Origin of the sequence: Streptomyces sp. NBC_01294 (assembly GCF_035917235.1) — a bacterium.
Taxonomy (GTDB): Bacteria; Actinomycetota; Actinomycetes; order Streptomycetales; family Streptomycetaceae; genus Streptomyces; species Streptomyces caledonius.
On the sequence record NZ_CP108423.1, the window covers coordinates 3,222,290 to 3,235,457 of the forward strand.

Below are 13,168 nucleotides of genomic sequence, written 5' to 3' on the forward strand. Positions count from 1 at the left end.
TCGTGCGTGCGTGCAGCCGGTCAGCGGCTGTGCTGCGAGTCCGCGATCGTGACCTCGACCCGCTGGAACTCCTTGAGCTCGCTGTAGCCGGTGGTGGCCATCGAGCGGCGCAGCGCGCCGAAGATGTTCATCGAGCCGTCCGGGGTGTGCGACGGGCCGGTGAGGATCTCCTCGGTGGTGCCGACCGTGCCGAGGTCGACCTTCTTGCCGCGCGGCACGTCCTCGTGGACGGCCTCCATGCCCCAGTGGTTGCCCCGGCCGGGCGCGTCGGTGGCGCGGGCCAGCGGGGAGCCCATCATCACGGCGTCGGCGCCGCAGGCGACGGCCTTCGGGATGTCGCCCGACCAGCCCACGCCTCCGTCGGCGATGACGTGCACGTAGCGGCCGCCGGACTCGTCCATGTAGTCGCGGCGGGCCGCGGCCACGTCCGCGACGGCGGTCGCCATCGGGACCTGGATGCCGAGCACGTTGCGCGTGGTGTGCGCGGCGCCGCCGCCGAAGCCGACCAGGACGCCCGCGGCGCCGGTGCGCATCAGGTGCAGGGCCGCCGTGTAGGTGGCGCAGCCGCCCACGATGACCGGGACGTCGAGCTCGTAGATGAACTGCTTGAGGTTCAGCGGCTCGGCCGCGCCCGAGACGTGCTCGGCCGACACGGTGGTGCCGCGGATCACGAAGATGTCCACGCCCGCGTCGACGACGGCCTTGGAGAACTCGGCGGTGCGCTGCGGGGAGAGCGCTGCGGCGGTGACGACACCGGAGTCGCGCACCTCCTTGATGCGCTGCCGGATCAGGTCCGCCTGGATCGGCGCGGAGTAGATCTCCTGGAGGCGGCGGGTGGCCGCTTCCTCGTCCAGCTCCGTGATCTCGTCGAGCAGCGGCTGCGGGTCCTCGTACCGGGTCCACAGGCCTTCGAGGTTCAGCACGCCGAGGCCGCCGAGCTCGCCGATGCGGATCGCGGTCTGCGGGGAGACGACCGAGTCCATGGGGGCGGCCAGGAAGGGGAGCTCGAAGCGGTACGCGTCGATCTGCCAGGCGATCGAGACCTCCTTCGGGTCCCGGGTACGCCGGCTCGGGACGATGGCGATGTCGTCGAACGCGTACGCCCTGCGGCCGCGCTTGCCGCGCCCGATCTCGATCTCAGTCACGTGTGGTGGCCTTTCCTCTGGGTCTGCCCGTCCAGTATCCCCGAACGCCGGAGAGCCGCGTTCCGATGACCGCTGTACGGACGCCGATTCCAGCCCCGCCAGGGGGCACCTCCCAGCGGTAGCTGGGGGAGTTTGAGGCGCGGGGGTCCGGGGGCGGGGCCCCCGGCAACGGCGAGAGGCGGGCCCGGAAACCCGGACCCGCCTCCTGCGCTGACCCCTGTTACCCCTTGCGGGAGTAGTTCGGGGCTTCGACCGTCATCTGGATGTCGTGCGGGTGGCTCTCCTTGAGGCCCGCCGAGGTGATCCGGACGAAGCGGCCGCGGTCCTGCAGCTCGGGGACCGTGCGGCCGCCGACGTAGAACATCGACTGGCGCAGGCCGCCGACGAGCTGGTGCACGACCGCGGAGAGCGGGCCGCGGTACGGGACCTGGCCCTCGATGCCCTCGGGGATGAGCTTGTCGTCGCCGCCCACGCCCTCCTGGAAGTAGCGGTCCTTGGAGAAGGAGCGCTGGTCGCCGCGGGACTGCATCGCGCCGAGCGAGCCCATGCCGCGGTACGACTTGAACTGCTTGCCGTTGATGAAGAGCAGCTCGCCCGGGGACTCCTCGCAGCCCGCGAGCAGCGAGCCGAGCATCACCGTGTCGGCGCCCGCGACCAGGGCCTTCGCGATGTCGCCGGAGTACTGGAGACCGCCGTCGCCGATGACCGGGACGCCGGCCGCCTTGGCGGCGAGCGAGGCCTCGTAGATCGCGGTGACCTGCGGGACGCCGATGCCGGCGACGACGCGGGTGGTGCAGATGGAGCCGGGTCCGACGCCGACCTTGATGCCGTCGCAGCCGGCGTCGATCAGCGCCTGGGCGCCGTCGCGGGTGGCGACGTTGCCGCCGATGACGTCGACGGTGGAGTTCGACTTGATCTTGGCGACCATGTCGCCGACCAGGCGGGAGTGGCCGTGGGCGGTGTCGACGACGATGAAGTCGGCGCCCGCCTCGATCAGGGCCTGGGCACGCTCGTACGCGTCACCGGCGACGCCGACGGCCGCGCCGACGAGCAGCCGGCCGCCCTTGTCCTTGGCGGCGTTCGGGTACTGCTCGGCCTTGACGAAGTCCTTGACCGTGATGAGGCCCTTGAGGATGCCCGCGTCGTCGACCAGCGGAAGCTTTTCGATCTTGTGGCGGCGCAGCAGCTCCATGGCGTCCACGCCGGAGATGCCGACCTTGCCCGTGACCAGCGGCATCGGGGTCATGACCTCGCGCACCTGGCGGCTGCGGTCCGACTCGAAGGCCATGTCGCGGTTGGTGACGATGCCGAGGAGCTTGCCGGCGGCGTCGGTGACCGGGACGCCGGAGATGCGGAACTTCGCGCAGAGCTGGTCGGCCTCGCGCAGCGTCGCGTCCGGGTGCACCGTGATCGGGTCGGTGACCATGCCGGACTCGGAGCGCTTGACCAGGTCGACCTGGTTGGCCTGGTCGGCGATGGAGAGGTTGCGGTGCAGGACGCCGACGCCGCCCTGACGGGCCATGGCGATGGCCATGCGGGCCTCGGTGACCTTGTCCATGGCGGCGGACAGCAGGGGGACGTTCACGCGGACGTTCCGCGAGATCAGGGAAGAGGTATCGATCGCGTCAGGCGACATGTCCGACGCGCCCGGCAGCAGCAGCACGTCGTCGTAGGTCAGTCCGAGCGTGGCGAATTTGTCGGGCACTCCGTCGGCGGTCATGACACCTTCCCAAATGGTCTTGCTCAGCGCGGATGTCCATGCTAACGGGATCCCGACGCGTCTCATTCCACGACCAAGGTCAAGCAGAAGATTCGTCGTTTCCTACGAACTCGACGTGACCCACGGCTGCCGCCGAACCCGGTGGGCCGTCTCCTGCTCGGCCTACCGCCCGGCCTACTGCTCGGCGAGCGCGCGCAGCCGGCTGAGCGCCCGGTGCTGGGCGACGCGCACGGCTCCGGGGGACATGCCGAGCATCTGCCCGGTCTCCTCGGCGGTCAGCCCGACGGCCACCCGCAGGACGAGGAGCTCGCGCTGGTTCTCCGGAAGATTGGCGAGCAGCTTCTTGGCCCAGGCGGCGTCGCTGCTGAGCAGCGCGCGCTCCTCCGGGCCCAGCGAGTCGTCGGGCCGCTCCGGCATCTCGTCGGACGGGACCGCCGTGCTGCCCGGGTGCCGCATGGCGGCCCGCTGCAGGTCGGCGACCTTGTGCGCGGCGATGGCGAAGACGAAGGCCTCGAAGGGGCGCCCGGTGTCCCGGTAGCGCGGCAGCGCCATCAGGACGGCGACGCAGACCTCCTGCGCCAGGTCCTCCACGAAGTGACGAGCGTCACCCGGGAGCCGCGACAGCCGGGTGCGGCAGTAGCGGATCGCGAGGGGGTGCACGAAGGCGAGCAGGTCGTGCGTGGCCTGCTCGTCGCCCTCCACCGCCCGGCGTACGAGCGCGCTGACGCCCCCGGCACTACCGCCTTTGGCGGCGCCGGTGGGGCCTGTGGCCGCGGGTGACCCCAGGGCCTCGTCGTCGCGCATCAATCCATGGTGCCTTGGCGCCGGAGCATCCGCGGCACCGTGGCCCTTGTTGTGCATCGAAGCGTTATGAGCGGGTGCGCCGGAACTCATCATCTGCACCCTCCCCTCCCGCTCGGCCGAATAGTCCCCGAGAGACTCCACACCCTCAAGGATGCGGCATCGCGCACGAAGCGAGACGTCCCCCGGATTGTGCCCCGCCAACCCCCGGGTGCGCACCGGGTACGGCGGGACAGGGCTGACCCGACGACGAGAAGGTCACGAGGGCGGCGCGCCGCCCCGTCCGCCGGTGGCGGACGGGACCGCTCTCGACGGTCCGCGGTCTGCGGCGGACCGGGCGGGGCCCGGCCACGCCCCGGAGGTCAGCGGACCAGACCCCAGCGGAAGCCGAGGGCCACGGCGTGCGCCCGGTCCGAGGCGCCGAGCTTCTTGAACAGCCTGCGGGCGTGCGTCTTGACCGTGTCCTCGGAGAGGAAGAGCTCGCGCCCGATCTCCGCGTTGGACCGGCCGTGGCTCATGCCCTCCAGCACCTGGATCTCGCGCGCCGTGAGCGTGGGCGCGGCGCCCATCTCGGCGGAGCGCAGCCGGCGCGGGGCCAGTCGCCAGGTCGGGTCGGCGAGGGCCTGGGTGACCGTGGCCCGCAGTTCGGCGCGCGAGGCGTCCTTGTGCAGATAGCCCCGGGCGCCGGCGGCGACCGCGAGGGCCACGCCGTCCAGGTCCTCGGCGACCGTCAGCATGATGATGCGGGCACCGGGGTCGGCCGAGAGCAGCCGGCGGACCGTCTCCACACCGCCGAGCCCGGGCATCCGTACATCCATCAGAATCAGGTCGGAGCGGTCGGCACCCCAGCGGCGGAGGACTTCCTCGCCGTTGGCAGCCGTCGTCACACGCTCGACGCCGGGCACGGTGGCAACCGCGCGACGGAGCGCCTCTCGGGCAAGCGGGGAGTCGTCGCAGACGAGGACGGATGTCATGACCGCCCTCCGCAGCTGCTGATGCGCGTCACCTTGAGCCTCCAGGCTGGTACGTATCGTCACCTGTGCGGTCGATGTCCCCGGACACCTGTCCGAGAACTTATTGGTTCAACCGCCTTCGCACTCTCAACGATGGTCACTCGAAAGAGTTACGGGTCGGACGGACACCTTCGGCACTCTACGTGAGGAAGCGATCACGGCGGCGACGCCACAAGCCAGCCGTCCTCCATCTGGAGCTATGCCCTATTTGGCGGCTTTCCTTCCGTTTGGCACGTGTCTGAGGCTAGATTCCCAATGAGTCATATTTACATCTACTCCGACAGTAGGTGTGGAGACCCTTGGAGACATGGACCGTATCCGCCTCAGTACCGGCACCAAGAGGACTACCCATGGCAGATTTCTCCCGCCTCCCCGGACCTAACGCCGACCTCTGGGACTGGCAGCTGCTCGCTGCCTGCCGCGGGGTCGACAGCTCCCTCTTCTTCCACCCGGAAGGCGAGCGGGGCGCGGCCAGGAGCGCGCGCGAGGCCTCGGCTAAAGAGGTCTGCATGAGATGCCCGGTGCGTTCGGAATGCGCCGCGCACGCACTCGCCGTCCGCGAGCCCTACGGGGTGTGGGGCGGCCTCACCGAGGACGAGCGCGAGGAACTGATGGGCCGCGCCCGGCACCGCCTGATCCCCGCGTCGAGTGCGATCGGACCGATCGCGCCGCACTGAGAGCCCGACGAAACGCCGGAAGGAACGTTTCTTCGAATCAGCTGCACGCCCGGGCGTGTCGCCGCCCGGCCCGCAATTCACGCGTTCGGCCGTACGCACGCTGCCGTGTGCGTACGGTCAGCGCGCGGCGGCCCGCTCCAGCTCGGCCATCGTCGCGGCCACGGCCGGCACCCGGGCCAGGTCGGGCAGGGTCAGCGCGACGATCTCCCGCTCGACGGCCGGTTCCACGGCCACCGTGCTGACGCCCTTGGCCCGTACGGACTCCACCGCGAGCTCCGGCAGCACCGCGACGCCCAGCCCCGCGCCGACCAGACCGACCACCGCCGGATAGTCGTCGGTGGCGAAGTCGATGCGCGGGGTGAAGCCCGCGCTCTCGCACACCTCCACCAGATGACGGCGGCAGCGCGGGCAGCCCGCGATCCAGGGCTCGTCGGCCAGCTCCGCCATGCCCACGCGCTCCGCCCCCGCCAGCCGGTGCCCGTCCGGGACCAGCCCGACGAGCCGGTCGGTCAGCAGCGGCCGCACCACGAGGTCGTCCCACTCCGCGGCGGAGCCGGCCGCCCCGCCGTAGCGGAAGGCCAGCGCCAGGTCGCAGTCGCCCTCGCGCAGCATCTCCACCGAGCGCGGCGGCTCGGCCTCGACCAGCGAGATCCGGGTCCCGGGGTGCTCGGCGCGCATCGCCGCGAGCGCGGTCGGCACCAGCGTGGAGCTGCCGCTGGGGAAGGACACGAGCCGGACCCGGCCCGCGCGCAGCCCCGCGATGGCCGCGACCTCCTCCTCGGCCGCGGTCAGCCCGGCCAGGATCCCCGCGGCATGCCGGACCAGCGCCTCGCCCGCCTGCGTCAGCCGCATCTCGCGGCCGGTGCGGATGAGCAGCGGGGTGCCGGCCGACTGCTCCAGCGCCTTCATCTGCTGGGAGACGGCGGGCTGGGTACAGCCGAGCTCGCGCGCGGCGGCGGAGAAGGAACCGGTCCCGGCGACAGCGCGCAGAACTCGGAGATGACGTGCCTCGATCACCCTTCGAGCATAAGGCCTGCTTTGACTGCCGCGTGAATATCAATGTGACGCTTTGGGCTCGCTCGGCTAGCGTGTCCGCATGGGCTCCATGCATCTGATCTCCGTGAACGTAGGCCGCGCCACGGCCTCCGACTACACCGACGCGGAAAGCGGGCTGACCGGCCACGGCAAGCTGCCGGTCCCCGGACCGGTCCGGGTCTTCGCCCCCGGCTCCAAGGCCACCGGCCTGGGCAGCGGCCTGGAGGGCGACGCCGTCTGCAACCGGCGCCACCACGGCGGCGACCACCAGGCCGTCTACGCGTACGCCCGCGAGGACCTCGACCTGTGGGAGCGCGAGCTGGGCCGCGAGCTGCCCGGCGGGCTCTTCGGCGAGAACTTCACCACCTCCGGCATCGACCTGAACACCGCGCGGCTCGGCGACCGCTGGCGGGTCGGCGCGGACCTCCTCCTCGAAGTGGCCTCCGCCCGCATCCCGTGCCGGACCTTCCAGGGGGTCCTGGGCGAGAGCGGCTGGGTCAGGCGCTTCACGCAGGAGGCGCGGCCGGGTGCGTACCTGCGGGTGATCGAGGAGGGCTCGGTCTCGCCCGGCGACCCCGTCGAGATCGTCCACCGCCCGGACCACGACGTGACGGTGGAGCTCTGGTTCCGCGCCTTCACCACCGAGCGCGCGCTGCTCCCGCGCACCCTGGCGGCGGGCGCGGCGATGGAGCCGGAGGCCCACGAGCGGGTGCGCCAGTACGTGGAGAAGTACGGGGCAGGGGCCGGGGCGAAGTAGCGCCGTGATCCGGGCGAGCTAGGTTGCGCCTATGACGACTGCGTTGATTACGGGATCCACGGCGGGCATCGGCGCCGCCTTCGCCCGGCGGCTCGCCGCCCGGGGACACAACCTCGTGCTGGTGGCGCGCGACACCAAGCGGCTCGGCGAGCAGGCCACCGAACTGCACGACCTGCACGGCATCGAGGCCGAGGTGCTGGCGGCCGACCTCTCCACCGACGAGGGCATCGCGTCGGTCGAGCGGCGCCTCGACGACCGTACGCACCCGGTCGACCTGCTGGTCAACAACGCGGGCTTCGGCAACAAGGGGCGCTACCTCGAAGTGTCCATGGCCGACGAGCTGACCATGCTGAAGGTGCACATCGAGGCGGTCCTGCGGCTGACCTCGGCGGCGACCGGGTCGATGCGCTCGCGCGGCCGCGGCGGTGTGATCAACGTGGCCTCGGTGGCCGCGTTCGTGCCCCGCGGTACGTACGGGGCGAGCAAGGCCTGGGTCGTGCAGTTCACCCAGGGCGCGGCGCGGGACCTCTCGGGGTCGGGCGTGCGGCTGATGGCGCTGTGCCCCGGCTTCGTCCGGACGGAGTTCCACGAGCGCGCCGGCATGGGCACGGACAACATCCCCGGCTGGATGTGGCTGGACGCCGACAAGCTGGTGGCCACGGCCCTGGCCGACCTGGCGCGGGGCAAGACGGTGTCGGTCCCGGACCCGCGGTACAAGGCGCTGATGGGCGTGGTGAAGCTGACGCCGCGCGGGCTGCTGGGCGGGGTGTCCTCGCGTACGGGCCGCAAGTACGGACCCCAGTAACCCACCGGTAAACCCGCGAAATGGGTGAAGTCTACCTAAAATGGACGTGTCCCATCCAGCCCGGGAGACGCCATGACATTCGTACAGATAATCGATTACAAGACCAGTCGGCAGGACGACCTCAACCAGCTGCTCGACCGGTACGTCTCGCAGAGCCAGGGCAAGCGCACCGTCACCCACAGCATCGTGGGCAAGGACCGCGAGAACGAGAACCACTACGTGGACGTGGTCGAATTTCCCTCGTACGAAGAGGCCATGAGGAACTCTCACCTCCCGGAGACGGACAAGATGTTCCAGGAGATGGTGGCCCTGTGCGAGGGGATGCCGACCTTCACCAACCTCGACGTGGTCCGCGACGAGAGCATCAACAAGCACATGGTGAACCGGATGTTCGACGAGTGCCTCATGAAGGGGAACCTCGACGTCATCGAGGAGGTGTTCACGCCCCGGTACATCGACCACGACATGATGAAGGACGGGCCCGTCACCGGACGGGCCGTCATGCGCGACGACGTCACGGCCTGGCGCAAGGCCTTCGACTACAGCTTCACCACGGACGCGCAGCTGGCCGAGGGCGACTACGTCACCACGGTGTGGAGCTGGACCGGAACCCACAAGGGCGAGTTCCAGGGCATCGCGCCGACCGGCAAGAAGTGCACCATGACCGGCACCACGACGTTCCGCTGCGAGGACGGAATGATCGCGGAGGGCTGGTGGCACATGGACGCCATGGGCCTGATGCGCCAACTGGGCGCGATGTAGCCCCCACACACACGGGAAGGCCCCGTTCCGCAGATGCGGAACGGGGCCTTCCAAGCGCGGTGCGCGATCAGTGGCTGTGGCCGTGACCGTGGCCGTGACCGGCGTCGCCCTCGTCGTCCGCCGGCTTCTCGACGACCAGGGTCTCGGTCGTGAGCAGCAGGGAGGCGATGGAAGCGGCGTTCTCCAGCGCGGAACGGGTGACCTTCACCGGGTCGATGACGCCGGCCTTGACCAGGTCGCCGTACTCGCCGGTGGCGGCGTTGAAGCCCTGGCCCTTGTCGAGCTCGGCCACCTTCGCGGTGATGACGTAGCCCTCGAGGCCGGCGTTCTCCGCGATCCAGCGCAGCGGCTCGACGGCGGCGCGGCGCACGACCGCGACACCGGTGGCCTCGTCGCCCGACAGGCCGAGGTTGCCCTCGAGGACCTTGACGGCGTGGACGAGCGCGGAGCCACCGCCGGAGACGATGCCCTCCTCGACCGCGGCGCGGGTCGCCGAGATGGCGTCCTCGAGACGGTGCTTCTTCTCCTTGAGCTCCACCTCGGTGGCGGCGCCGACCTTGATGACGCAGACGCCGCCGGCGAGCTTCGCCAGCCGCTCCTGCAGCTTCTCGCGGTCCCAGTCCGAGTCGGTGGACTCGATCTCGGCCTTGATCTGGTTGACGCGACCGACGACTTCCTCGTGGCTGCCGCCACCGTCGACGATGGTCGTGTCGTCCTTGGAGATGGTGACGCGGCGGGCGGAGCCCAGTACGTCCAGACCGGCCTGGTCGAGCTTGAGGCCGACCTCCTCGGCGATGACGGTGGCACCGGTGAGGGTGGCCATGTCCTGCAGCATCGCCTTGCGACGGTCACCGAAGCCCGGGGCCTTGACGGCGACCGCGTTGAAGGTGCCGCGGATCTTGTTGACGACGAGGGTGGAGAGCGCCTCGCCCTCGACGTCCTCGGCGATGATCAGCAGCGGGCGGGAGCCGCCGGCCTGGATGACCTTCTCCAGCAGGGGCAGGAGATCCTGGATGGAGGAGATCTTGCCCTGGTTGATCAGGATGTACGGGTCGTCGAGGACGGCCTCCATACGCTCCTGGTCGGAGACCATGTACGGGGAGAGGTAGCCCTTGTCGAAGGCCATGCCCTCGGTGAACTCCAGCTCCAGGCCGAAGGTGTTGGACTCCTCGACGGTGATGACACCGTCCTTGCCGACCTTGTCCATCGCCTCGGCGATGAGCTCGCCGACCTGCTGGTCCTGCGCGGAGAGCGCGGCCACGGCGGCGATGTCGGACTTGTCCTCGATCGGACGGGCAGTCGCGAGGAGCTCCTCGGAGACGGCCTTGACCGCGGCGTCGATGCCCTTCTTCAGGGCGGCCGGGGAAGCACCCGCGGCGACGTTGCGCAGACCCTCGCGGACCAGCGCCTGGGCCAGCACGGTGGCGGTGGTGGTGCCGTCACCCGCGATGTCGTTGGTCTTGGTCGCCACCTCCTTCACGAGCTGCGCGCCCAGGTTCTCGTACGGGTCGTCCAGCTCGACCTCGCGGGCGATGGTGACACCGTCGTTGGTGATGGTGGGGGCGCCGAACTTCTTGTCGATGACGACGTTGCGGCCCTTGGGGCCGATCGTCACCTTGACCGTGTCGGCAAGCTTGTTGACGCCGCGCTCGAGGGCGCGACGGGCGTCCTCGTCGAACTTCAGGATCTTCGGCATGGGAGCGGTTCAGTCCTCTCGTTGCGATCCTCGGCCGCTCACCGCGACCTCCACCGCCTAGAACGAACTACGCCCCTCGCCGCCCGGCATCAGCAGGGTGACCAGGGGCGCAGCTCAAATCAAATCTGGAAGCGAATTACTTCTCGACGATCGCGAGCACGTCGCGAGCCGAGAGGACGAGGTACTCCTCGCCGCTGTACTTCACTTCGGTGCCGCCGTACTTGGAGTACAGCACGATGTCGCCGACGGTGACGTCCAGCGGGAGACGCTGGCCGTCTTCGAAGCGACCCGGACCGACCGCGAGGACGACGCCCTCCTGGGGCTTCTCCTTCGCGGTGTCCGGGATGACCAGGCCAGAGGCCGTGGTCTGCTCGGCGTCGAGCGGCTGGACCACAATGCGGTCCTCGAGCGGCTTGATGGCAACCTTGGAGCTGGCGGTCGTCACGATCCGACCTCCCCCTTCGGAGATCCGGGGTTAACTGTCTGAGGTGGCGACCAGGTCGATCCGTCGTCGCGGGTGCCGGATCTGCCTGTCGCTGTGTTGGCACTCACCAGGGGTGAGTGCCAGGTGCGAGACTATTCCGGCGATTAGCACTCGGTCAAGCGGAGTGCCAATTCCCGACCCCCGGGCGTTGCGCGGACCGGGCCGGAAACCCCGAAAACCCGGGCGCACGGACGTTCGCGATCAGCACTCTCCCGGACCTGACCAGGACGAACTCCGGCGTGCGGCGGCACCACGCCGCCCCCGTCGCCGTCGGCCTCGCCTTCGATACCTGGGTTGTTCTCGGCCGCCGCGCCGAGGCCGGTGACCCTGCCGACGGGGGTGGAGGGCACCTTCCAGGCGGGAGCGGTGCACCTGGGAGGAGTCCTCGGACGGGGAGCGGGAGGCGATCTGCCGAGGTTCCTTCACCGCCTCTGACGGATCGTTCACGATCCCGCGCATCGAGTCCCCCATGGGCCTGGGCCTGACCGTCTTCGCGTTCCCGGCCGTCGCACTGACCGGGCTCACACGCGACCTCCTCGGCCGCCGGAGGCGCCGCGCGACCGACCTCGCCGAGCTCCGGAAGGAACCATGGGGAGGACCTCAACGTCGTTGATGATATGAAGATAAAGCGCCTCATTGCCGAGCAGATCGGACTCAAAGCCTCCGCTACCCCGGACGCACCGGGCACGTCGGGCACACGGGGCGCCGCGTCCGCACCTCCGGCGACACACCAGGCTTCACGTGAGCCGTCACGTGAGCCGTCAGGTGAGGCGTCACCTCCGCAGCCCTCCCCACCCTCTTCGCCTTCCCCGTGCACCCCCAAGGACGGTGGCGGCATCCCGTGCGTGGGCTGAAGCCCCTGACGTCGGCGGGCGCCCGCCGGCGGACCGAGGCGCTGCTCCTGGTCTTCGTCATCGTCATCGCCGTCTTCGGCCACGCCGCCGCGGGCCTCGCCATGAACGACCGACTGCCGCCCAACCTCGCCGGCTTCACCATCAGCATGACCCTGCTCTCGCTGGTGGGGCACTTGGGCGTGCGCCGCTTCGCGGCCTACGCGGATCCGCTGGTCTTCCCGCTCGCCATGCTGCTGACCGGGCTGGGGCTGGTACTGATCCACCGCCTCGACCAGGGCTACATCGAGCGGTGGAACTCGGACGCGAACGCCCCGGGCCAGCTGATGTGGACGGTGGTCGGCGTCGGCGCCTGCATCGCGGTGGTGGCCCTGCTGCGCGACCACCGGCTGCTGCAACGGTTCATCTACATCACGATGGCCGTCGCCCTGGTGCTGCTGATCGCGCCGGCGTTCTTCGGCGCGGACACGTACGGCGCCAAGCGGTGGATCATCCTCTTCGGCTTCTCGGTACAGCCCGGCGAGTTCGTGAAGATCATGATCGCGATCTTCTTCGCCGGCTACCTGGTCATCCACCGCGACTCGCTCGCGCTGACGGGCCGGAAGTTCCTCGGCATGCGGCTGCCCCCGATGCGCCAGCTCGGCCCCATCATCACGGTGTGGATCGTCTCGATGCTGGTGCTGGTCTTCGAACGCGACCTCGGCACCTCGCTGATCTTCTTCGGCGTGTTCGTGGTGATGCTGTACGTCGCCACCGAGCGCACCAGCTGGATCATCTGCGGCCTGCTCATGGCCGCGGCCGGCGCCTTCGTGGTCGGCTCGACGGAGCCGCACGTCAAGGCGCGCGTGGCGGCCTGGCTCGACCCGCTCTCCGTCTACTGGCCGACCCCGCCCCCGGGCGTCACCTCGGACCAGTCGGCGCAGGCCCTGTTCAGCTTCGGCACGGGCGGCATGTCCGGCACCGGCCTCGGCATGGGCCACCCGGAGCTGATCAAGTTCGCCGGCCGCAGCGACTTCATCCTCACGACGGTGGGCGAGGAGCTCGGCCTGGCCGGGGTCATGGCGGTCCTGATCCTGTACGCGCTCCTCGTGCAGCGGGGGCTGCGGATGGCGCTCGGCGCCCGCGACCCCTTCGGCAAACTGCTCGCGGTGGGCCTGGCCGCGGCGCTGGCCCTGCAGGTCTTCGTGGTCGCGGGCGGCGTCACGGGCCTGATCCCCCTGACGGGCAAGGCCCTGCCCTTCCTGGCCAAGGGCGGCTCGTCCCTCCTGGCCAACTGGATCATGATCGCCCTCCTCCTGCGCATCAGCGACAGCGCGGAACGCCAACGCGAGGCGGACACCCACGGCCCAGCAGAAACCACGATCACGCCGGCGGTACGGGTGTAGGGGGCGGGCGGGGCGGGGCGGGGCGGGGCGGGGCGGG

Annotated in this window: 12 protein-coding genes; 5 read left to right on the forward strand and 7 right to left on the reverse strand. The window is 70.2% G+C overall.

Translation table 11 applies throughout. The features are described 5' to 3' along the window. Positions 1–20: 20 nt before the first annotated feature. The 4 genes from OG534_RS14280 to OG534_RS14295 form a co-directional block, all read right to left on the reverse strand. Entirely contained in the window at positions 21–1,145 is a 1,125-nt protein-coding gene (locus tag OG534_RS14280) for a GuaB3 family IMP dehydrogenase-related protein (RefSeq protein ID WP_053176996.1), read from the reverse strand. A 220-nt stretch (positions 1,146–1,365) separates the two neighbouring features. Next, a complete protein-coding gene (gene guaB, locus OG534_RS14285) occupies positions 1,366–2,865 on the reverse strand; it encodes an IMP dehydrogenase (RefSeq protein ID WP_326588470.1) in 1,500 nt (499 codons plus the stop codon). A 174-nt stretch (positions 2,866–3,039) separates the two neighbouring features. Continuing rightward, positions 3,040–3,669, reverse strand: a complete 630-nt coding sequence (locus OG534_RS14290; RefSeq protein WP_030389108.1) for a sigma-70 family RNA polymerase sigma factor — start codon at positions 3,667–3,669, stop codon at positions 3,040–3,042. A 359-nt stretch (positions 3,670–4,028) separates the two neighbouring features. Then, a complete protein-coding gene (locus OG534_RS14295) occupies positions 4,029–4,640 on the reverse strand; it encodes a response regulator transcription factor (protein ID WP_003948568.1) in 612 nt (203 codons plus the stop codon). 389 nt (positions 4,641–5,029) lie between these two features. Between OG534_RS14295 and OG534_RS14300 the strand changes: the two genes are divergently transcribed. Beyond that, on the forward strand, positions 5,030–5,356 hold the full coding sequence (locus OG534_RS14300) for a WhiB family transcriptional regulator (RefSeq protein WP_030027725.1): 327 nt from the start codon (positions 5,030–5,032) through the stop codon (positions 5,354–5,356). Positions 5,357–5,473: 117 nt separating this feature from the next. Here the strand turns inward: OG534_RS14300 and OG534_RS14305 are convergent, their stop codons facing one another. After that, on the reverse strand, positions 5,474–6,373 hold the full coding sequence (locus tag OG534_RS14305) for a LysR family transcriptional regulator (protein WP_326588471.1): 900 nt from the start codon (positions 6,371–6,373) through the stop codon (positions 5,474–5,476). Positions 6,374–6,461: 88 nt separating this feature from the next. Between OG534_RS14305 and OG534_RS14310 the strand changes: the two genes are divergently transcribed. The 3 genes from OG534_RS14310 (at position 6,462) to OG534_RS14320 (ending at position 8,715) form a co-directional block, all read left to right on the forward strand. Beyond that, positions 6,462–7,148 (forward strand): MOSC domain-containing protein, encoded by a 687-nt coding sequence (locus OG534_RS14310; protein WP_326593607.1) that lies wholly within the window; start codon positions 6,462–6,464, stop codon positions 7,146–7,148. Positions 7,149–7,179: 31 nt separating this feature from the next. Beyond that, complete coding sequence (locus OG534_RS14315; protein WP_326588472.1) at positions 7,180–7,953, forward strand: SDR family NAD(P)-dependent oxidoreductase; 774 nt, start codon at positions 7,180–7,182, stop codon at positions 7,951–7,953. Positions 7,954–8,025: 72 nt separating this feature from the next. After that, entirely contained in the window at positions 8,026–8,715 is a 690-nt protein-coding gene (locus tag OG534_RS14320) for an ester cyclase (RefSeq protein WP_326588473.1), read from the forward strand. A 67-nt stretch (positions 8,716–8,782) separates the two neighbouring features. Here OG534_RS14320 and groL read toward each other — a convergent pair whose 3' ends face one another. Together groL and groES are read right to left on the reverse strand one after the other, a co-directional pair. Beyond that, complete coding sequence (groL, locus tag OG534_RS14325; protein ID WP_326588474.1) at positions 8,783–10,411, reverse strand: chaperonin GroEL; 1,629 nt, start codon at positions 10,409–10,411, stop codon at positions 8,783–8,785. A 136-nt stretch (positions 10,412–10,547) separates the two neighbouring features. Then, positions 10,548–10,856, reverse strand: coding sequence for a co-chaperone GroES (gene groES, locus OG534_RS14330; RefSeq protein WP_030011064.1), 309 nt, complete (start codon positions 10,854–10,856; stop codon positions 10,548–10,550). An 880-nt stretch (positions 10,857–11,736) separates the two neighbouring features. On the opposite strand from groES, the gene OG534_RS14335 reads away from it, so the two are divergent. Further along, a complete protein-coding gene (locus OG534_RS14335) occupies positions 11,737–13,131 on the forward strand; it encodes an FtsW/RodA/SpoVE family cell cycle protein (protein ID WP_326588475.1) in 1,395 nt (464 codons plus the stop codon). Positions 13,132–13,168: the final 37 nt, after the last annotated feature.